Annotated in this window: 25 protein-coding genes; all 25 read left to right on the top strand. The window is 37.6% G+C overall.

Features of this window, described 5'->3' with window-relative positions:
- Nucleotides 1–8 precede the first annotated feature (8 nt).
- The 25 genes from IPU53_RS20845 to IPU53_RS20725 all read left to right on the top strand — a co-directional run bounded on the left by IPU53_RS20845 (nt 9) and on the right by IPU53_RS20725 (nt 21,574).
- Nucleotides 9–593, top strand: a complete 585-nt coding sequence (locus IPU53_RS20845; protein WP_207452932.1) for a MotE family protein — start codon at nt 9–11, stop codon at nt 591–593.
- Nucleotides 594–764: 171 nt separating this feature from the next.
- Complete coding sequence (locus IPU53_RS20840) at nt 765–2,018, top strand: flagellar hook-length control protein FliK (RefSeq protein ID WP_207452931.1); 1,254 nt, start codon at nt 765–767, stop codon at nt 2,016–2,018.
- Between the two features lie 7 nt (nt 2,019–2,025).
- Nucleotides 2,026–2,649 (top strand): flagellar hook assembly protein FlgD, encoded by a 624-nt coding sequence (gene flgD, locus IPU53_RS20835; protein WP_207452930.1) that lies wholly within the window; start codon nt 2,026–2,028, stop codon nt 2,647–2,649.
- Between the two features lie 80 nt (nt 2,650–2,729).
- Complete coding sequence (locus tag IPU53_RS20830) at nt 2,730–4,100, top strand: flagellar hook-basal body complex protein (protein WP_207452929.1); 1,371 nt, start codon at nt 2,730–2,732, stop codon at nt 4,098–4,100.
- A 41-nt stretch (nt 4,101–4,141) separates the two neighbouring features.
- The gene (locus IPU53_RS20825; RefSeq protein ID WP_207452928.1) at nt 4,142–4,360 is read left to right on the top strand and encodes a flagellar FlbD family protein; all 219 of its coding nucleotides are present in this window, start codon (nt 4,142–4,144) and stop codon (nt 4,358–4,360) included.
- A complete protein-coding gene (gene fliL / locus IPU53_RS20820) occupies nt 4,353–4,778 on the top strand; it encodes a flagellar basal body-associated protein FliL (RefSeq protein ID WP_207452927.1) in 426 nt (141 codons plus the stop codon). Before IPU53_RS20825 ends, fliL begins: the two co-directional genes overlap by 8 nt.
- Nucleotides 4,779–4,951: 173 nt before the next feature.
- Nucleotides 4,952–5,953, top strand: coding sequence for a flagellar motor switch protein FliM (gene fliM, locus IPU53_RS20815; protein WP_207452926.1), 1,002 nt, complete (start codon nt 4,952–4,954; stop codon nt 5,951–5,953).
- Complete coding sequence (fliY, locus tag IPU53_RS20810) at nt 5,943–7,121, top strand: flagellar motor switch phosphatase FliY (RefSeq protein WP_207452925.1); 1,179 nt, start codon at nt 5,943–5,945, stop codon at nt 7,119–7,121. Before fliM ends, fliY begins: the two co-directional genes overlap by 11 nt.
- 19 nt (nt 7,122–7,140) lie before the next feature.
- Complete coding sequence (locus IPU53_RS20805) at nt 7,141–7,503, top strand: response regulator (protein ID WP_207452924.1); 363 nt, start codon at nt 7,141–7,143, stop codon at nt 7,501–7,503.
- Nucleotides 7,504–7,509: 6 nt separating this feature from the next.
- Nucleotides 7,510–8,193, top strand: coding sequence for a flagellar biosynthetic protein FliO (locus IPU53_RS20800; RefSeq protein WP_207452923.1), 684 nt, complete (start codon nt 7,510–7,512; stop codon nt 8,191–8,193).
- Nucleotides 8,186–8,854 (top strand): flagellar type III secretion system pore protein FliP, encoded by a 669-nt coding sequence (gene fliP, locus IPU53_RS20795; protein WP_207452922.1) that lies wholly within the window; start codon nt 8,186–8,188, stop codon nt 8,852–8,854. The genes IPU53_RS20800 and fliP overlap by 8 nt, the downstream gene beginning before the upstream one ends.
- Before the next feature lie 123 nt (nt 8,855–8,977).
- On the top strand, nt 8,978–9,247 hold the full coding sequence (gene fliQ, locus IPU53_RS20790; protein ID WP_158323418.1) for a flagellar biosynthesis protein FliQ: 270 nt from the start codon (nt 8,978–8,980) through the stop codon (nt 9,245–9,247).
- Between the two features lie 4 nt (nt 9,248–9,251).
- A complete protein-coding gene (fliR, locus tag IPU53_RS20785; protein ID WP_207452921.1) occupies nt 9,252–10,031 on the top strand; it encodes a flagellar biosynthetic protein FliR in 780 nt (259 codons plus the stop codon).
- A complete protein-coding gene (flhB, locus tag IPU53_RS20780; protein ID WP_207452963.1) occupies nt 10,028–11,110 on the top strand; it encodes a flagellar biosynthesis protein FlhB in 1,083 nt (360 codons plus the stop codon). Before fliR ends, flhB begins: the two co-directional genes overlap by 4 nt.
- A 214-nt stretch (nt 11,111–11,324) precedes the next feature.
- Complete coding sequence (flhA, locus tag IPU53_RS20775) at nt 11,325–13,361, top strand: flagellar biosynthesis protein FlhA (protein WP_207452920.1); 2,037 nt, start codon at nt 11,325–11,327, stop codon at nt 13,359–13,361.
- Entirely contained in the window at nt 13,358–14,500 is a 1,143-nt protein-coding gene (gene flhF / locus IPU53_RS20770) for a flagellar biosynthesis protein FlhF (protein WP_207452919.1), read from the top strand. Before flhA ends, flhF begins: the two co-directional genes overlap by 4 nt.
- Nucleotides 14,493–15,362 carry a MinD/ParA family protein gene (locus tag IPU53_RS20765; protein ID WP_207452918.1) on the top strand — a complete coding sequence of 290 codons (870 nt, stop codon included), beginning with the start codon at nt 14,493–14,495 and terminating at the stop codon, nt 15,360–15,362. Before flhF ends, IPU53_RS20765 begins: the two co-directional genes overlap by 8 nt.
- 39 nt (nt 15,363–15,401) lie before the next feature.
- Nucleotides 15,402–15,992, top strand: a complete 591-nt coding sequence (locus tag IPU53_RS20760; protein ID WP_242698475.1) for a CheB methylesterase domain-containing protein — start codon at nt 15,402–15,404, stop codon at nt 15,990–15,992.
- A gap of 12 nt (nt 15,993–16,004) precedes the next feature.
- Complete coding sequence (locus IPU53_RS20755) at nt 16,005–18,038, top strand: chemotaxis protein CheA (protein WP_207452916.1); 2,034 nt, start codon at nt 16,005–16,007, stop codon at nt 18,036–18,038.
- 253 nt (nt 18,039–18,291) lie between these two features.
- The gene (locus IPU53_RS20750; RefSeq protein ID WP_207452962.1) at nt 18,292–18,762 is read left to right on the top strand and encodes a chemotaxis protein CheW; all 471 of its coding nucleotides are present in this window, start codon (nt 18,292–18,294) and stop codon (nt 18,760–18,762) included.
- Entirely contained in the window at nt 18,752–19,396 is a 645-nt protein-coding gene (locus IPU53_RS20745) for a chemotaxis protein CheC (protein WP_207452915.1), read from the top strand. Before IPU53_RS20750 ends, IPU53_RS20745 begins: the two co-directional genes overlap by 11 nt.
- Nucleotides 19,389–19,883: a chemotaxis protein CheD gene (locus IPU53_RS20740; protein ID WP_207452914.1), complete on the top strand. Its 495-nt coding sequence runs from the start codon at nt 19,389–19,391 to the stop codon at nt 19,881–19,883. Before IPU53_RS20745 ends, IPU53_RS20740 begins: the two co-directional genes overlap by 8 nt.
- A 43-nt stretch (nt 19,884–19,926) precedes the next feature.
- Nucleotides 19,927–20,706, top strand: coding sequence for a FliA/WhiG family RNA polymerase sigma factor (locus IPU53_RS20735; RefSeq protein WP_207452913.1), 780 nt, complete (start codon nt 19,927–19,929; stop codon nt 20,704–20,706).
- On the top strand, nt 20,703–21,023 hold the full coding sequence (locus IPU53_RS20730) for a hypothetical protein (protein ID WP_207452912.1): 321 nt from the start codon (nt 20,703–20,705) through the stop codon (nt 21,021–21,023). The genes IPU53_RS20735 and IPU53_RS20730 overlap by 4 nt, the downstream gene beginning before the upstream one ends.
- Nucleotides 21,024–21,031: 8 nt before the next feature.
- A complete protein-coding gene (locus tag IPU53_RS20725; protein ID WP_207452911.1) occupies nt 21,032–21,574 on the top strand; it encodes a hypothetical protein in 543 nt (180 codons plus the stop codon).
- Nucleotides 21,575–21,696 lie beyond the last annotated feature (122 nt).

The following is a 21,696-nucleotide window of genomic DNA, read 5'->3' as shown; positions in this document are numbered from 1 at the left end:
GAAAGGCCTTGAAAAAACAGCCGCTTGAAAAAAAAACACCCTTTTTTCGACGCTTTATTTATTGGGGATTGATTCTGCTTTTGTTTGCACTATTTTCGGGGCTCATCATCGCTTCTATTGCAGGGATAAATGTTTTTCAACATGCAAAGGAACTTGGAGAGAAAATCCCTTTTATTTCACAAGTAGCTGTTCAAGAAGATAAAGAAAATATAGATGAATACAAAGAAAAAATGATTCAATTGGATGCTGAAATTCAAAATAAGAATGCGGAAATCGAACAGCTCCAAAAAAAAATAGAAGATAAAGATGCTGAGCAAGAGCGTTATAAAATTGAGCAAAAGAGATTAGAAGAAACGATAGATGAATTAAAAAAACAACAAGAGCAAAATAAACGAGCCTTCAAGGATGTCGTTTCAACCTATGCATCCATGTCTCCAAAGAAAGCTGCTCCAATTGTGCTAGAAATGAATAATGATGAGGCAGTGAAAATCCTTACAAATTTACCAACAGAATCTTTAGCGAAGATTTTAGAAAATATGCCAGCTGATAAAGCGGCCAAATATACAGAGCAAATATCTATCAATGCTAACTAGACATGTGTTCAAAAAGAAGGATAAAAAGGACCAAGTCGGTTAAAGGTGCTGAGTCAATCGCTAACATCCGACACAGAACATGTTGGCACTTAGTCAAAGATCCTTTATCCTGCAGTGACATTTTTACGAGACTTTTTGAAAATCTCTTAAATGGAAAGTTAGGTGAGAATCATGAAAATTAATATGGTTGAAATGAGTCCTACAATGTTAGGTGCTTCACTAGTAGAAACTGAATCAGAGACAGATTTTACAATACTGTTGGGGAGTTTGCTGAAAGAAAATCAAATCGCATTGAAAGAAAACTCTTTAAAGCAATCGGAAGAAGCAAAATCCCCACTTGAAAAACTACTTGAATGGATGACGGAAGAAGTTACTCTTTTGAAAGTGTCGAGTGATGATGAAAAAACCGATGATCTTGATTTAGACTTTATTATAATGGAGCAATTTCCCGAATGGGAGACTTCTTTTTCGCAAATAGCAGGTTGGTTAGAAGAGAATATCGATTTTCAGCTTTCCGAAGATCAGCAAAATACGATAGTGGAAATGAGTAAACAAATTTTTCAAGCTCTACATGATTTGAAGCCAACAGATTGGAGCGGGTTTCCCCAAGAACCAATTTTCACTTTGCTCAAAATGGAAAAAAGTCTTCAATCATTAGCAAAACAATTCCCTGTCCCAGCAGAAGAAATGGGACAGCTGATCGAGTTAGATGATTTATCACAAACGGTAAAAGAAAAAATCGAGCAATTGTCAAAGTTAGAGTTTTTTAAAGAGGCAATCCCTAAAGCTTTTACTAAAGCGAATGAACCAACTGAGCAATCACCGTTTTTAACTAGACAAGGCAGTCATTTTACAAAGAATCAAATCAATATGGCAAATACAGTTGAACAGGATTTGGATTCATCTTTACCACAAGACCTAGCAGGAAGTCAGGATCGTTTCGTACGCATGGTGACAGATCAATTGAATTTGCAAAAGCCGCTTGAGCAACAGCCTGCTTTTCGAAATTTTGTAAGAGAGTTAGGCAATATAATGGGACGTTCAAACTTTAATCAAACGGCACATACAGCTAGACTGACGATCAGGCTTTATCCAGAAGAATTGGGATCATTAAGAGTAGAATTGCTTCAAAAGGATGGAATTATGACGGCGAGGTTCCTAGCTTCATCTTCGACAGCAAAGGAAATGTTGGATGTTCAGATGCATAGTTTAAGGCAGGCCTTTTCACAACAGAATATCCAGGTTGAACGCATAGAAGTCTCGTATGGGGATTCTAGTCAATTGAAATACACGAATCATCAACATGGTCAAAATGAGCAAGGACGAGAAAATCGACAAGCATTTCAAGAGGATACTAAACAAGCGGATGGTGAGTCGAATTTTCAGGAAACAATGAATCATATTCTATTCGAAAAGGAGGTGTAATGAGAAATTGACAACCTCATTAGATCCTACTTTATTTTATTCACCGACACAGAATACAGAAGTAAAAACAGAGAATGATCGATTGGGAAAAGATGATTTTTTAAAGCTGTTAATGGCTCAATTACAGAATCAAGATCCGATGAATCCGATGGAAGATAATGAATTTATATCACAGATGGCAACATTTTCTTCTCTAGAACAAATGACGAATATGAGTAACTCCATCGAAAAGCTTGTGCAATTAGAAATCCAATCAAGTTTAATTGAATATAGTCATTTTGTTGGGAAAGAGGTAAGTTGGCATAATGTGACAGATGAAGATGAAGCGACTGTAACAGAAGGGAAAGGAATTGTCGCATCGGTGCAGTTTGTGGGAGAAACTGTTAAATTCATTTTGGAGGATGGAACGGAGTTATTTCCAGCAAATATTTCTCAAGTCAATCAACCATCCGAAGAATCCCCATTAGTTCAAGCAAGTAGCTTGATTGGAAAGACGATTACATGGGAAGAAGAGGGGATTGAATTTGAGGAGATAGTCCAATCGATTATCCAAAAAGAAGGACAACTATTTCTTCAGATGAAAGACGATCAGCAAGTTAAACTAAATCAACTAATTAAAATCCAAAATTAATAAAATTCCGAGTGCTTTTAAAAAAAGCCACATGCCGCTTGATGATTGAAGTGGCATAATACGAAAGGGGAAAATGAATTATGATCCGTTCAATGTATTCAGGTATTAGCGGGATGAAGAATTTTCAAACAAAATTAGACGTGATTGGAAATAATATAGCAAATGTGAATACATATGGGTTTAAAAAAGGTCGTGTCACCTTTAAGGACATGGTGAACCAAACTGTGTCAGGAGCAAGTGGACCAGCCCAGGATAAAGGTGGGAAAAACCCTGTACAGGTTGGATTAGGGTCCCAGCTTGCTGCGATTGATACAATCGATACTCAGGGCTCCATGCAATCGACCGGGAGAGTGCTTGATCTCGGTATTCAAGGGGATGGCTATTTTGTTGTAGCAGAAGGGACACCTGCTGGTGATACATTCTTCCCGACATCCACTTATTATACAAGAGCTGGTAACTTATATTTAAATACAGATGGTTATCTCATTACAGGAGCAGGGCATTATGTCATGGCCTTAAATGCAGAAAATGGGAACTTAGAGCCTCTTCATATGAACGGCGGCAATGTAGATGAGGTTGAAAGTCTAAGTATTTCCGAAGATGGAAGGATTAGTTTTATTAAAAAGACAGGTATGACCACAGCAGAAAAGGCACAAGAAATCGCTGGAAAAGTGGCCGCTGCAGCTAAAAATTTAGTGGAAAATCCTTCATCACAAAAATATGTAGACCTATTAGATAAGCTGACCAATGAATTGGAAGAGTTAACGATTCAAGCTGAAAAAGAGGCTAGTCTCTTAGAAATTGAAGCAGCATCTTTACAAACAGACGCAATTGAATCTGGAGATCCAAAGGCCATTGCAGCAGCTAATGACGCTGTGCAAAAGGCTGCGGCCGCAGTTGAGAGTGCTCAAAATGCGATCAATGATTTTGCGGATTTACGCCAGGCTGCTGAAGAAGTATACAATGCTTACCAAACGTATAAAGGAGATCCTAGTCAGGCAAATGAAGATGCGATTGTCAATGCAGCTAAAACAGCGTTGACAAACGGTAACAATATGTCATCACTCACCGGCATTACATCTGATGGTGTGACAGCCACAATGGATGCAATTGATTACATTCAAGCAGACAAATTAGGGCTTGAAAAAGAGGGAGAATTATACACAACTCACGCTTCTATTGCCCTTGCTCGCTTTGCAAATCCAGGTGGCTTGGAAAAAGTTGGAGAAAATTTATACGTTAGCTCAGCTAATACAGGAGAAGCGACCTATTTGGCTCCTGCTGATGTTGGTGCTGGAAAATTGGTCTCCGGGTCTTTAGAAATGTCTAATGTGGATCTTTCTGAAGAATTTACGGAAATGATTGTCGCACAGCGTGGCTTTCAAGCAAACACAAGAATTATCACAACCTCTGATGAAATCTTACAAGAACTTGTCAATCTAAAACGTTAATACAAGGAGGATAGGGGCTTGATGATTAGCCCAACCAACAAGTGATTGAGATTACCAAACTAAATGGAAAAAAGTTTCACTTAAATGCCCTTTATATTGAGAAGCTTGAGGCATTTCCAGATACAACAATTACTTTAACAAATGGTCAAAAGTATATTGTTGCCGAATCGGAGGACCAAGTAAAAGAAAAAATGATTGATTTTTATCAATCTATCCATTTAATGGGCCAACCAGGATGGAAGGATGAAAAAAATGAATAAAAAATTGGCATCAACAATGATTGTACTATTAATGGCCATTCTACTGCTTGCTGCTTTGGCTCTCATTATCATCATGAAAATGGACCATAAAGATTCCAATAAAGAGCCAACCATTGATGAAATATTAAAGGTTTCGGTCGATGTACCAGAAATCACAACCAATCTAGCTAGCGGTAAATATATTAAGTTATCACTGAAGGTCCAAACGGATAGTAAGAAAGCGAAAGAAGAATTTGTTAAAAGGGATTTCCAAGTACAGAATTTATTAATTGATGAACTTTCTGAAATGGATGAATCAGACCTAGAGGGTAAGGAAGAAAAGCAAGAATTTAGTGAAGCTTTTAGAAAACAAATTAATGATTTAATGCAGCAAGGGAAAGTAGTAAAAGTGTACATCACCTCCTACATCATCTCTTAATAAGTAAAGCAAAGGCCATTGGTCACAGGTGAATGGCTACTGACTCGTATTCCTGTAGACCCTTATACAAATTGGTCATTATGGATACATATGAAAAACGTAAACAACCAATTTGTGGCACTGAGCTAAACTGGACATAAGTCAATTTCTATATCAGAAACGGAGGTGTCGTTATGTCTGATGAAATATTATCCCAAGGTGAAATAGATGCCCTATTATCGGCCATTTCCACTGGAGAAATGACTGCGGATGATTTTAAAAAAGAAGAAGAGAAACAAAGGGTAAAGAACTATGATTTTAAACGGGCATTGCGCTTTTCAAAAGATCAGGTTAGAAGCGTGACGAGAATCTATGAAAATTTTGCTCGTTTACTCACAACATATTTTTCAGCTCAACTACGAACGTTCGTTGATATTTCAGTTGCATCGGCTGATCAAATACCTTACGAAGAATACATTCGATCAGTCCCTAATATGACGGTGATGAATGTAATTGAGATTCCTCCATTAGACGGTAGAATGATTATGGAAATTCACCCGGTGATTGCTTATTCCATGATTGATCGTGTGTTGGGCGGAAAAGGGAATGGCTTTAATAAGATTGATAATCTTACCGAGATTGAAATGAAGCTGATGACTAATTTATTTGAACGCTCATTAGATCAATTACAAGAGGCTTGGTCAGGTATGGTGGAAATAGACCCTGTATTATCAGACGTAGAAGTAAATCCACAATTTTTACAAGTTGTTTCACCGAATGAAACAGTTGTGGTGATTTCTATGAATGCAAACGTTGGTGAAACAAGTGGGATGATTAATATTTGTATCCCCCATGTCATGCTTGAACCCATTATTCCGAAGCTCTCAGCTCATTATTGGATGGCGAGTGAAAAGAAAGTAACGAAACCGGAAGAGGCGTTATTACTTGAAAGAAAGGTGAAAGATTCAATTATATCCGTTTCTGCAGAACTTGGATCAGCAACCATTATGATTGAAGATTTTCTTTCATTAGACCGTGGAGATGTCATTGAGCTAAATAATAGAATAGATACCCCTCTTCTAATAAAAACGGGAGGGAAACCGAAATTCATCGGTCAGCCTGGAAAAAGAAATAAAAAAGTTGCCATCCAAATCTTAGATACAATGAAGGAGGGAGATCAAGAATATGAGTGGTGATATGCTTTCTCAGGAGGAGATTGATGCCTTATTGAATGGTGGTCAGTCAACTCCTGAAGAACCAACAAAAACAGAAGATGTCGTACATTCTGTAGAAGATTATTTAGATGAAGTACAGAGGGATGCCATTGGTGAATTAGGAAATATATCTTTTGGGAGTTCAGCTACGGCATTATCTACATTACTTAATCAAAAAGTAGAGATTACAACGCCATCCGTATCGATCATTGATCATGCTAAATTAGAAGAGGAATTTCCACATCCCTGTGCTGCTATTCGAGTCAAATATACAGAAGGATTTTCCGGAGTCAACATTTTGGTCATAAAGCAAAGTGATGCAACGATTATTGCTGATTTGATGCTTGGGGGAGATGGCACAAATCCATCTGAAGAAATGGATGAGATTCATTTGAGTGCCATTCAGGAAGCGATGAACCAAATGATGGGTTCAGCAGCTACTTCTATGTCATCGGTTTTTAATAAGCGTGTAGATATTTCTCCTCCAACAGTTGATTTAATGAATATTTCTGAAGGAGAAGGAACGTCCAATATTCCGCAGAATAATCTACTCGTAAAGGTAGCTTTTCAATTAAAAATAGGGACATTAATTGATTCGGAAATCATGCAAGTTTTACCGATTGAATTTGCTCGTAATCTTGTCAGGGATCTTTTAGCAGGAGGCGAAGAAGTAGATCAAAAACTGCAAAATGACGACCCGCAACAATTGACCACAAATAAATCAGAGGTTGTTGAAAATAATTCAAAACATACGGATACGGAGTCAGATCATAGTAACCAGGCTCTAGACACAAAAGAAACTTTATATGCAAGTCATTCTCACGCACAGCCCAATGTCCAACCGGCGACATTTGCAGACTTCAATGAAATGGAAACACCTAGTTATGAAACGAAAAATTTAGATATGCTCTTAGATATTCCACTACAAGTTACTGTAGAGCTGGGTAGAACCAATCGCTCGGTGAAAGACATTCTAGAGTTAGGTGCTGGTTCTGTGATTGAATTGGACAAGCTTGCTGGGGAACCTGTTGATATTTTAGTAAATAGTCGCCTTATTGCCAAAGGAGAAGTGGTTGTCATTGATGAAAACTTTGGTGTGCGGGTAACAGATATTGTCAGTCAATCAGATCGATTAAAGAAACTGAATTAGTCATTTGGAGGGGAATAATATGGGAAAAAGAATTTTAATTGTAGATGATGCTGCTTTTATGCGGATGATGATTAAAGATATTCTAGTGAAAAATGGATTTGAAGTAGTGGGAGAGGCTTCTGATGGGCAGCAAGCGATTGAGAAGTACAATGAACTAAAGCCTGATCTTGTGACCATGGATATTACGATGCCAGAAGTTGATGGAGTAACAGCTCTTAAACAGATAAAAGCAGCAGATCCTGCAGCGAAAATTATTATGTGTTCAGCAATGGGGCAACAGGCCATGGTGATTGACGCGATTCAAGCGGGAGCGAAGGATTTTATTGTTAAACCGTTCCAAGCAGATCGTGTGATTGAAGCCATTCAAAAAACGTTGGGATAAATGAAAATGAAACGAAATAAAAAATGGCTATTGATCTTTTTTGGGATTATTTTGATAGGAAATATATATGTCAATAGTCATGCAGACGCCGCATCGTTTGATGGGAGTGTTGCAGATTGTTTTGGCGAAAATAAAGATGAATGTCAAGAAGAAAATACAACAAATCAAACTGATAGAAAAACTGATGAAAATCAACCAACAGAAAAAGTAGGAATAAATTTTCTGGATGTATTAAAAATGTTGGCATCTCTTGTTTTGGTTTTAGCTATCCTATACTTTCTATTGAAATTTATTCAAAAGAAGAGCCAATCTTATCAACAAAATAAACTTATCCAAAGTATCGGGGGAACTACACTAGGAGGAAATCGATCTGTTCAGCTTGTGAAAGTGGGAAGGCGAATTCTCATTCTCGGTGTGGGGGAAGATATCCAATTATTGCAGGAAATTACAGATGAGAAGGAAATGAATGAGTTTCTGCATCAACATAATAAACAACTTGAGCAAAAGTTAGAACCGACGGATCTAATCTCGAAGTTATTCGTCAAAAAGCCAGTTAAACAGAAGCCTGAGGGAGATGGGCGAACACCCTCTTCTTTCCAGCAACAACTCAAAGATGAGTTGAATTCGGTTAAGAAACAGCGGCAAAAAGCAATGGAACAGTTTGAAAGGAAGGATTCGCAAGATGAATGAATTCATGGAGTTTTTTAATAGTAGTTCATCTGATGCTGTTTCAACTTCCGTTAAGCTATTTTTGTTACTTACCGTGTTATCTATAGCGCCTGCGATTCTGATCTTGATGACCTCTTTTACGAGAATCATTATCGTTTTGTCATTTGTCAGAACATCGCTTGCAACACAGCAAATGCCGCCCAACCAAGTTTTAGTAGGACTAGCCTTATTTTTGACATTTTTTGTGATGGCTCCTACTTTACATGAGGTAAATGACCAAGCCTTAACACCTTTATTTAATGATGAAATTAACTTAGAAGAGGCTTATGAGCGGGCAGCTGTACCATTTAAGGAATTTATGAGTAAACACACAAGACAGAAAGATTTGCAACTGTTTTTAAACTACTCTCAAGCAGAGCCGCCGGAAACAATTGAAGATATTCCTTTGACTGCTATGGTACCAGCATTTGCACTTAGCGAAATGAAAACTGCTTTTCAAATTGGCTTTATGATTTTTATCCCATTTTTAGTGATTGATATGGTTGTAGCGAGTATTTTAATGTCGATGGGGATGATGATGCTTCCACCTGTTATGATTTCACTGCCTTTTAAAATTTTATTGTTTGTGTTAGTGGATGGATGGTATTTAGTCGTTCAGTCTTTATTACAAAGTTTTGGCTAAACCATTTTTAGAGGGTGTTCAAAAAGTCCGGTTGACAGGGCGTCAGTGTAGTCACCAACTTGGTCCTTTTTGAATATGCCCTTATAACAAAATAACAAATTTAAAGTATTTGGAGTGATCATAGTGAGTGCAGAAGCCGTCATTGCCTTAGCCAAAAATGGCGTGTATACGATCTTGATAGTAGCAGGCCCGCTGTTATTGATTGCACTAGCTGTAGGGCTAGCGGTCAGTATATTTCAAGCAACCACGCAAATTCAAGAACAAACTTTAGCTTTTATTCCGAAAATCATTGCTGTTTTAGTAGGAGTAGTTGTTTTGGGACCGTGGATGATAAGTAAATTATTATCTTATACAGCAGATATATTTCAGAACTTAACAAGATTTATAGGATGATACAATGGATACAATAATTCCACAATTTTCAATCGTATTGCTTATTTTTATGAGAATATCTGCTTTTTTTGTGTCTGTTCCATTGTTTTCATATAGAACGATTCCAACAATCTTCAAAATAGGCTTTTCATTTGTTTTAGCTGTAATGATCTACTATACCTTAGATGTGTCACCAATTCCAATCGATGGCACATACTTACTATTAATTTTAAAAGAAGCTATTATCGGGCTACTATTAGGATTTATTGCTTATATGATGCTATCCGCTATTCAAATTGCTGGGGGATTTATCGATTTTCAGATGGGGTTTGCAATTGCGAATGTGATTGACCCCCAAACAGGGGCGCAAAGTCCTTTAATGGGTCAATATTTATATACTTTCTCTCTGCTTTTTCTCTTAGCGGTAAATGGACATCATTTAATTATAGATGGTATTTTTAATAGCTATCATTTTATTCCTATCGACCAATTTGTGGTGGCGTTTGGAGAAGAAGGCTTTATTTTATATGTTATAAAATCTTTTGGAATGATGTTTATGATTGCTTTTCAAGTGGCGATTCCTATCGTTGCATCATTATTTTTAGTTGATGTTGCCCTTGGCATTGTGGCAAGAACAGTGCCGCAGTTAAATATATTTGTTGTCGGGTTTCCGATCAAAATAGCTGTAAGTTTTATTGTGATCTTTATCGTGATGGCCTTATTATTCGCCGCTGTACAAAATCTGTTTGAGGAAATGCTCGTTGTATTAAGAGATGTGATGAGCTATATGGGAGGCACTGGCTGATGCAACTTAAATTGGATCTTCAATTTTTTGCCGGTGAAAAAACGGAAAAAGCAACACCGAAAAAACGGCTAGATACGCGAAAAAAAGGTCAATCAGCTAAAAGCCAGGATGTCAATACAGCGATCGGATTGTTAGCTGTCTTTATGTTTTTGCAATTTTATTCATCGAATATGGGAGAAATTGCACTCCAGACCTTCCGCCACTCCTTTAATGAATTCATGCTGATGGATTTAACGGAAGAAAATATCCATGCGATTATGTTGGCTGTATTAAAAGAAGTAGCTTTATTATTAGGCCCTGTTTTTCTACTTGCTATAGTCGCAGGTGTCGCTTCTAATTTACTTCAGGTTGGTTTTATGTTTTCAACTGAATCCATTCAACCAAAACTAGAAAAATTAGATCCTATTAAAGGATTTAAACGAATTTTTTCCATTAGGGCGATCGTTGAGTTATTAAAATCAATTTTAAAAATCGGTTTTGTTGGTGGAGTAACTTTTTTTATTTTGTATCTTCATATTGAGGATGTTTTACAACTCTCTCAACAGTCGGTTGGGGCTGCTTTAAAAACAGTGGGGAAGTTAACGATTCAAATGGGAATAGCCGCATCGATCTCTTTATTGTTTCTTTCTATTTTTGATTGGTTATATCAAAAATATGATTTTGAGAAAAATATTCGGATGTCTAAACAGGACATAAAAGACGAATTTAAGAATTCTGAAGGTGACCCATTAATTAAATCAAAAATAAAGCAAAAACAACGGGAAATGGCGATGTCGCGCATGATGCAAGAAGTACCGAAGGCAGATGTGATTATTACAAACCCAACCCATTATGCCATTGCATTAAAATATGATGAAAAGGAAGCAGATGCTCCAGTAGTTATTGCGAAGGGCGCCGATTTTTTAGCGCAAAAAATTAAATTAATCGCTAAAGAAAACAAGATCATCATGGTCGAGAATCGACCGTTAGCTCGCTCATTATATGATCAACTTGATATTGGGGATAAAATACCTGATGAATTTTTTAAAGCAGTTGCGGAAGTTCTAGCTTATGTATATCGAATTCAGAACAAGGTTTAGTTTACGTGAGGTGGATCATGCACTTGCGCTTTTCAATATAGAATAAGTATATATTTCGGTTAATGCTGGATCTAGCTCCAGCGCCCAGCAAACTTTCGGTGCCTGTTTGCGTAAGTCAACATCGATTCACCCTTTGGTTCATCGTGTTTCCTTTATCTCGTCTGTACGTCGCTAAACGGGCGCATGCGCTTTTCAATATAGGGAGAGAAATGTTATGAAGTTTAAAGATATAGCTGTATTATCTAGTGTGATTTTAATTGTGGCCATGTTGGTTATTCCATTTCCGCCATGGTTATTAAGTTTATTGATTATCACCAATATTTCTCTTGCACTCCTAGTATTACTTACTTCGATGAATATGAATGAAGCTTTGCAATTTTCTATATTTCCGTCGCTATTATTGTTACTTACTTTGTTTCGTTTAGGTCTTAATGTCTCGACAACGAGGTCGATATTGTCAAAAGGGGATGCCGGCGGGGTTGTTGAGACATTTGGAACATTTGTAACTGGAGGCAATATTCTTGTTGGTCTCGTTGTTTTCGCCATTTTAATTGTTATTCAATTTATTGTCATTACAAAAGGCGCAGAACGAGTTTCGGAAGTTGCTGCGAGATTTACCCTAGATGCGATGCCAGGAAAGCAAATGAGTATTGATGCTGACTTGAATGCTGGAGTGATTTCAGAACACGAGGCACGAGATCGCAGAGAGAAAGTCTCGAGAGAATCGGACTTTTATGGGGCAATGGATGGGGCAAGTAAATTTGTTAAAGGGGATGCCATTGCTGGCATTATCATCGTCCTTATTAATTTATTGTTTGGTATTATCATTGGAATGGTTCAACAAGGCTTACCTATTGGAGAAGCAGCTCTAAAGTATTCCATGCTTACTGTAGGTGACGGGATTGTTAGCCAAATTCCAGCGTTACTTATTTCCACTGCAACGGGAATTGTTGTGACAAGGGCTGCATCTGAAGGAAATTTAGGCAGTGACATTATGAAGCAGCTTTTCTCAGATTCCAAAATGCTATATATAGCCGCTGTAACGATTTTCTTATTAGGATTATTTACAACCATTAATAATCTCTTAACGATCCCTATAGCTGCTACATTAGCCATTGGCGGTATGATGATCTCTCGTGCACCAGCCATTTCTGAATCGGATTTACTCGATCAGCAGACTGAAGAGGCAGAAGCAGAGGATTTAAAAAGTCCTGAGAGTGTAGTGAATTTACTTCATGTTGATGCCATTGAATTTGAATTTGGTTATGGATTAATCCCACTAGCTGATGTGAATCAAGGGGGAGACCTGCTTGATCGAGTAGTAATGATTCGTAGGCAGCTTGCTTTGGAGTTAGGGATTGTCATTCCTGTTGTACGGATTCGCGATAATATTCAATTAGAACCAAATGCCTACAGGATTAAGATCAAAGGGAATGAAATGGCAAAAGGAGAATTACTGCTAGATCATTACTTGGCTATGAGTCCAGGTGGTGAGGATACTCTTGAAGGAATTGATACGATTGAACCGTCTTTTGGATTGCCAGCGAAATGGATAACAGAGGAAGTAAAGGAGCAAGCTGAAATATTGGGCTATACTGTGGTTGATCCACCATCTGTCGTATCCACACATATTACCGAAGTATTAAAAGCAAATGCTTATGAATTATTAGGTAGACAAGAAACAAAACAGTTAATTGATCATTTACAAGAAACATATCCGATTCTTGTTGAAGAAGTGACACCGAATCCTTTAACAATTGGTGAGGTGCAGAAGGTATTAGCGAAACTTTTAAAAGAAAATGTTTCGATTCGTAATATGACGATTATCTTTGAGGCTTTAGCTGATTACGCTAAGATGACGTCTGATCCAGATCTTTTAGCTGAATACGTCCGACAAGCATTAGCTAGACAAATTACAAAGCAATATGTTAATGAAAATGAAACTTTGCATGTTATTACCGTTTCAGCGAAGATTGAAAAGATAATTGCAGACAGTGTCCAACAAACAGAGCATGGCAATTATTTGTCCGTAGATCCAAACGATTCTCAAGCTATTCTTGAATCAACAGCGAATCAAATTGAACAGCAATCATTAAGACAGCAAACACCGATACTTCTCTGTTCACCAGCAGTTAGAATGTATTTCAGACAATTAACAGAGCGATATTTTCCCAATGTCCCTGTCTTATCCTATAACGAGTTAGAGGCAGATGTCGAAGTGCAAAGTAGTGGGGTGGTGAGCATCGGATGAATATGAAAAAAATAAGAGCTGCGACAATGCCAGAGGTTATGAAAAAGGTAAAGCTAGAATTAGGCGATCATGCGGTGATTTTAAATTCCAAAATTGTCTATAAGGGTGGCTTTATGGGGCTGTTCCGCAAGAAAATGATCGAAGTTGTGGCTGCTATTGATGATAAGCCGCTCACGGTCGCTTCTACTAAAATAAATAGAGAGAGAAGAACGAAAGAGTCGCTATCGTCCCCTATTCAGCCAAAACAAAACAATGAGCAACAAAATGTTAGTAAGCAACTTGCTGATGTAAAAAAAGAACTTTCACATTTAAAACGGACTAATTCTATATCGCTGAATCATTATCCAGAAGAAATCCAGTCATGTTTATTGAAATTATTGGCTGTTGACTTAGAGCACAGACTTATAAAAAAACTTGGGGATCAGTTGCTAGAAAGATGGAGAATTCATCGTGAAAAACCAACTGAATCTGATATTGAAGGTTGGTGCGTTCAAGCAATTTTGCAGGACTTGCAGGATATTTCATTTGAGGGGATTCCAGAGCACGCGAAAATCATTAATTTTGTTGGTCCAACAGGAGTAGGGAAAACAACGACAATTGCGAAACTAGCGGCAAATGCGGTTCTAAAGGAAAAAAAGAAGGTCGCTTTTATGACAATGGATACATACCGGATAGCGGCTATTGAACAACTAAAAACATATGCTGAGCTTCTTCAAGTTCCCTTAGAAGTAATTTATGAGGAAAAGAATCTTATAGCGGCGATTAATAAGTATTCAGATTATGATCTTATTTTTATTGATACAGCTGGACGAAATTATCGCGAAAAACGCTATATAGAAGAATTAAACAAGATGTTTGGGAATGAAAGAAATATCTTTACTTATCTTTTATTATCCATTTCTATGAAGGAAAAAGATATGCAAAAGATAGCAGATAATTTTCTTGAAATGGAATTTAACCAATTTATTTTTACAAAAGCAGATGAAACCAATTCATATGGAGTTATATACAATATGATCAGTCATTATCAGACTGGTGTTTCATATATTACGACTGGACAAGATGTCCCCGACGATATCATAAAAGCAACGCCAGAAAGCATTGCTCATTACTTGGTTGGGAATGAAAACAATGAATGATCAAGCCCAAGAATTGAGAAGAATGATTGAAACCAATATGGAGAATCAAGCAAAGACACTAGCCGTGGTGAGTGGAAAAGGTGGTGTTGGTAAATCAAATATTTCCATTAATGCAGCGACTCAGTTAAATGAGCGGGGCTATAAAGTTCTTTTATTTGATCTAGATCTTGGAATGGGAAACGTCAATATCATCCTTGGTCATGCTCCCACTTATACCTTATTTGACTTTTTGCATAAAGATTTGGCTATCGAAAATATTATTTATCGAATGCCAGCAGGGATTTCTTATATTTCTGCGGGGAATGGGTTAAATGAAACGATTGAATTAACTGCAGCTATGATAAACAAACTATTGACAGGATTAAAGGACTTACAACAGCTGTATGACTATATTATTTTTGATATGGCAGCGGGAGCAACTACAGCAACATTGAAAATTCTACTTGCAGCTGAGGATATCTTTGTAATTTCAACACCTGAACCAACAGCCATGACAGATGCCTATTCGATGATGAAGTTTATTTGCATGGAAGGATCAGAAAGTGAATTTTTTTTAATTTGTAACCGTGCAGACAATGAAAGACAGGGAAGAGAAACACTAGAGCGATTACAGAAAACTTCTCGTAAATTCCTTCATAAAGAAGTGAACCTACTAGGTGTCTTACCAGAAGATTCACATGTTCGAAAAGCAGTCATCAGTCAGGTAGCTTTTTCTACTAAATTTCCAAGGTCGTCTATATCCATTAAATTAGATCTAATCCTTGATCGTTACTTGAACGACCAAAACAAGCCGATAACCCAACCGTATATGCCAAGTTCCTTTATTGGGAAATTACGCAAATTATTTTCTCAAAAAGATTAGAAGAGGATGTTGCGCAAAATTATTGAGGAGACAAAGGGAATGCTTTCAGAAGACCAATATCACACGATCGTCTGTATAGGAACATCCACTGGAGGACCAAGAGCATTACAGGCTGTTCTATCAGCAATGCCGAGAACTTTGCAAGTTCCTGTTTTAATTGTTCAACATATGCCACCCAATTTTACAAAGTCTTTAGCTAATCGCTTAAATAACCTTTCTGAAATTGAGGTAAAGGAAGCTGAAGATGGAGAGATTTTGCAAAAAGGGACGGCTTATATTGCGCCAGGCGGGAAACATATGTTGCTTATATCACAAGGGCGAGAAGTAAGAATAAAGATTGTTGAGACTGAGCCTGTTAATGGACATCGCCCATCGGTTGATGTGCTATTTCAATCGGTAAGTCAATTAAAAACTTACAAAAAGATTGCTGTCATTATGACTGGGATGGGCTCAGATGGAAAAAAAGGGATTATACATTTAAAGGCGAATGGCCAAACGATCGTAATGGCCGAATCCTCGGAAAGTTGTATCGTATACGGAATGCCGCGAGCAGCAATTGAAACGGGATTAGTCGATTCCGTTACCAAATTGGATGATATTGCTATGAATATTATGAAACTAATAGAATAAGGATGTGGGCGTATGGATGTGAATCATTATTTGGAAGTTTTTATCGATGAAAGTAAAGAACATTTACAGGTGTTAAACCAAAATCTTTTAACATTAGAGAAAAATCCGAAAGATTTAGAAGTTGTAAATGAGATATTCCGATCTGCTCATACATTAAAGGGAATGTCAGCCACAATGGGCTATAGCGATTTGGCTAATCTTACTCATATAATGGAAAATGTTCTTGATAGTATTCGCAATGAACAAATTGACGTCACTTCTGTTTTATTAGATGTTGTTTTTCTTGCAGTCGATGATTTAGAAACGATGGTCGATTCAATTGAGTCTGGCGGTGACGGGAAGAAAGATGTCACGGAAGTAATGGCCAAATTACAATTATTAGAAAATGGTTTAAACCCAGAGCAAGATAAAGCCATTCAAGAGATAGCTACTACGGTTACTGATGAGAAAACTTCTCCTGATTATCAGCTCGAATATGATCAATACGAAAAAACGGTGATTGAGCAGTCACGCGAACAAGGGCATGAGTGTTTCGAAATCAAAGTGAATTTAATGCCGGATTGCTTATTAAAAATGGCTCGTGTTTTCATGGTGTTTGAGGTTTTAGAAAAATCGGGGGATGTCATTAAATCATTGCCGTCTGTTGAGCAACTAGAGGAAGAACAATTTGAATCCCAATTCATCACAACGATCATCACGAAAGAGTCAGAAGATGAACTGGTCAATAAGATTATGAAAATATCTGAGATTGAATCTGTTCAAGTCCAGGCTGTTGATTTAACTCAGGTTCAGCAGGAAAAGAATCCATCAACAAACGTAAAGCATAAAACGGTAGACTCAGGTGAAAACGATAAGTCAGTAGCAAAGAATGAAAAAGAGAGAACAGGAAAGAAACCATCTAAGACAATTAGAGTCAATATTGATCGCCTCGATATTTTGATGAATCTTTTTGAAGAGCTTGTGATTGATAAAGGTAGACTAGAACAAATTTCTCAAGATATTAACCATCCGGATCTTCATGAAACGGTTGAGAGAATGTCAAGAATTTCTAGTGATTTACAGAATATTATTCTGAACATGCGCATGGTACCTGTTGAAACCGTCTTTAATCGTTTTCCTAAAATGGTTAGACAACTGGCAAAAGATTTAAATAAACAGCTGGAGTTACATATTGTTGGTGCTGAAACTGAATTGGACCGTACTGTTATTGACGAAATCGGCGATCCGATTGTCCATTTATTAAGAAATGCTATTGACCATGGTATTGAGAGTCCTGATGATCGGAGAGCAAGTGGAAAGTCAGAAAATGGAACAATTAATCTAAAAGCCTATCATAGTGGTAATCATGTTTTCATTGAAATTACTGATGATGGAGCAGGAATTAATAGACATAAGGTGATTGATAAAGCGATATCGAAAGGCATTGTTTCGCAAAATGAGGCAGATTTGTTATCAGATGAGTCGGCTTTTGAATTAATTATGGCTCCAGGCTTTTCTACAGCTGAGACGATTTCAGATGTATCAGGTCGAGGAGTTGGTTTAGATGTCGTCAAGTCGACTATCCAGTCATTGGGAGGTTCTATTTCGATTGAATCTTCCGAAGGGAAGGGCTCAAAATTTTCCATTCAATTACCTTTAACATTATCGATTATTTCAGCTTTACTTGTAGAGGTAGGAGCAGAAAAATATGCTGTTCCACTTTCATCGATTATTGAAACAGCAATTATCAAAAAATCTGAGATTATGACTGCCCATAATCAGCCTGTTATTGATTTCCGTGGAAGTGTTGTGCCATTACTTTCCTTACAGGATGTTTTCCATATAGAGAATAGCACTGCTAGTGAATCTGAATTTGTATCGATTGTCATTGTACGGAAAGGTGAAAAAATGGCTGCTTTAGCTGTTGAATCTTTCATTGGCCAGCAAGAAATTGTTCTGAAATCTTTAGGGAATTATTTAGCAGAAGTTTTCGCGGTTTCAGGTGCAACGATTTTAGGTGACGGGCAGGTAGCCTTAATCATAGATTGTAATGCCTTAATAAAGTGAAACTTCTTTTCACTGAATAAAGGCTAAGGCCACGCCGTTCTGGCGACAGACCCAAACCGCGCCGTCCTGTCGCTTCGTCTGCACCAGTACATCCTGTACGTCGCAACGCCTTTGTGACATCCTGTTAGCCTGAACGAATTGGGGATTTACTGGCAGTTGATCCCCACTTATAATTTGTGTTTTCTTCGAATTCTTGATGGTGGTCTTACTGCCAGTTAATTCGGGATAAAGTGAAAAAAGGGAGTGAACGATGATGAGTGAAGCAGTGATTGATTCTAAGCAAAAAGTGATCGTCTTCAAACTAAATCAGAAAGAATATTGTCTTTCGGCAGAATATGTAACAGCAATAGAAAAAATGCTCCATATTACAAGAGTCCCCAATATGCCTGCATTTATAAAAGGTGTCATAAATTTACGAGGAATCATTATTCCAATTATTGATTTAAAACAACGGTTTGGGATAGGGGATTCCGATCATCTAGATAGTACACGAATTATCATTGTCACATGGGATGAGATTACGGTAGGCATGATCGTAGATGAAGCAAATGATGTCTTAGATATTCCTATCGAAGCAATTGAACCATGTCCTAATGTGGCTGGTTCGATTGCGGAAGAATATATTTCCGGAGTGGCCAATATAGGTCATCGTCTATTCATTCTTCTTGATTTAGAATTGACGATTAAACCGCCTGAATTAAGGAAAATGAACAATGGAGTTTGAAACAGAAATCACGCCATTTCACCTTGATATTTTGAAAGAAATTGGGAATATTGGTGCAGGAAATGCCGCTACTGCGTTATCGGTTTTAACAGGGAAAAATATTGAAATGAAAGTACCGACAGCACGAATCATCACATTTGGTCAAATGCTAGAGTTAGCTGGCGGCCATGATACTGTTGTCACAGCGGTATTTCTAAGAGTTGAGGGAGATGCTTCGGGGAGTATGTTTTTTATTTTACCTCTCGAACAAGCAACAAAGTTGGTACAGAAGGTAACACAAAACAATACTTTTTCTTTATCACAGCCGCCCTATTCAGAAATGGCCTTATCGGCAATGCAAGAGTTAGGGAATATTCTCACAGGCTCCTATTTAACGTCCCTATCTGATTTTACAGGATTACGATTACACGCCTCTGTTCCTTCTATTAGCATCGATATGGCGGGTGCTGTTATCAGTTATGGTTTGATCGAGCTATCTCAATCACAGGACTATGTAATTGTAATTGATACAGCTTTAAATGACGAGGAGACAAGTGATGATTCAAAGAGTGTAAAGGGACATTTTTTTCTACTGCCAGATCCAAGCTCTTTTGCAACAATCTTTCAAAAGCTTGGGGTTAGAATTGATGATTGAGACAGTAGTTCGTGTCGGAATAGCTGATATGAATATAGTGAAGGCACCACATACAATTAGAACGGCGGGGCTTGGTTCTTGTGTGGGTGTTGTGATCTATGATCAGCAATCACAAATAGCTGGGCTCGCCCATATTATGCTGCCAGAATCATCACTTGCTAAAGGACGTCAACCATTAAATGAGGCCAAGTTTGCTGATACTTCTATTAAAAAATTGGTGATGGATTTATTGGCAATAGGAGCAATCCGTCATCAATTAAAAGCTAAAATTGCTGGTGGCGCTCAAATGTTTAATTTCGCAAAACAAACGGAGCAGATGAGAATTGGGCCGAGAAATGTGGAAGCAGTAAAGCGGGAGTTGAAAGATTTGAATATCCCTGTTGTCGGAGAAGATACAGGTGGGAATAGTGGAAGAACGATTGAATTTGTTCCAGAATCATCAATTTTATATATTAGAAAGGCTTATCATGAAGCCCTCGAGATATAGATATCAGTATAAAAAAAGCTTATACATGTGAGGAGAAGATAGGATGTCGCACTCACCACTGCTTGATGAGCAAATATGTTGGGATTTATGGATTCATTCTCGGGATGCAGATGCAGGAAATCAGTTGATTGAGAAATATATGCCCTTAGTTTCATATCATGTTCAGCGTATTTCCGTTGGACTTCCCAAAAATGTGAGTAGAGAAGAATTAAGAAGTCTAGGGATGACGGGATTATTAGATGCCCTGCATAAGTTTGATATTTCACGAGATTTAAAATTCGATACATATGCATCCTTTAGAATCAGAGGTGCTGTGATTGATGGATTAAGAAAAGAGGATTGGCTTCCAAGAAGCACACGGGAAAAAGTAAAAAAGATTGAAGTGACTACAAATGAGTTGGAACAGCATCTGATGCGCAAACCATCTATAAGTGAGATTGCTAAAAACTGTGGCTATACGGAAGACGAGGTATGCCGTGTCTTAAATGAGCATGTTTTTTCCAGTGTACTTTCTATAGATGAAAAAATAGCTACGAATGAGGACGGGGATCAATCGGTTCATTCAATTAAAGATCAGGAATCAGTAGGACCTGAAGAGCAACTTATAAAAAAAGAGTGGCTTAGTGAACTGGGAGAAGCGATTAAGGATTTAACGGAAAAAGAACAGCTAGTGTTAAGCTTGTTTTATAAGGAAGAACTTACATTTACGGAGATTGGCGAGGTAATGCAACTGTCAACCTCGAGAATATCGCAAATTCATTCAAAAACCTTGGCGAAGTTGAAAGTAATTCTGTTAAAAAAACGATATGGGGGAAATCCATGAGTTTAAAATTAATTGAATTGCAGGTGGCACTCCCGAGAACAACGGAAGCAGGGAAAATAGCAGAACAATTGCAACAAAGAGGGCAAGCTATGACTGAACAAGCTAAGGAAGAAACAAAGGACAGGATTGAACAAGAGCGACAGCGAGTCAATCAATTGGATGAGAATGATGAGGTTCGCTTGAAAAAAGAAGATCCTTCTGCTAAGGATCAAAAAGAGCGTCACTCTAATCAAAATAAAAAAGAGAAAACAGCGGAGAACAAGTTAGTAAATGAGCAACATCCGTATAAAGGAAAAAGAATAGATTATAGTGGGTAGGGATATAATTGACAAGTGCATTAATTTTCCTATTGTTCATTTTAAACGCAATTTTAATTTTTGCTGTTGTATTATTATACATGCGACAAAATCGGTTAATGGAAATAGAAAAGGCCCAGAAAAAAATGCAAGCAGAAACCGAAGAATTTCTGACGAGCTTTTTAGTAGAAATGAAGGAAGAAAACCAACTTTTTATGTCGAAGGTAGCTGATTTCCACACATCACAACAAACCAAGGCTGAAGACTTGCATGAAATGAATAATGAGGGGCATGTCAAGAGCGAACATCAACTTGAGGAACATCAACCTAGTGTGAAGGCAAAGAACTATACGAGAATGCAAGCAGAAAAAGCATATCATGTAAATGCTGTTGAGCAATCAGGAATGAAAGAGAGTGAAGGGGAGTTGGATATTCTGTCCGACACCCGTCTATTTGCAGATCAAGTTGAATCTCTTCAGGCAGAGGGATTATCTATTGAGGAAATAGCTCAACGACTAAACAAAGGAAAAACTGAAGTCAGTCTTGCCCTGAAATTTAAAATGTATTCTTAACTTGGGTTTCTGTGAAATTAAATCGGTAATCGGAAAATAGTGTGGAACGAGATATAGTTTATGAATACCGCAAATGGAATATGCTCGCTTTCCGCGGGCGGCTAATGATCCTCCTCGTGCTG

This window comes from Bacillus sp. SD088 (assembly GCF_017355205.1).
GTDB lineage: Bacteria > Bacillota > Bacilli > Bacillales > Bacillaceae_C > Lederbergia.
This window is presented reverse-complemented; position numbering and strand designations above follow the sequence as displayed.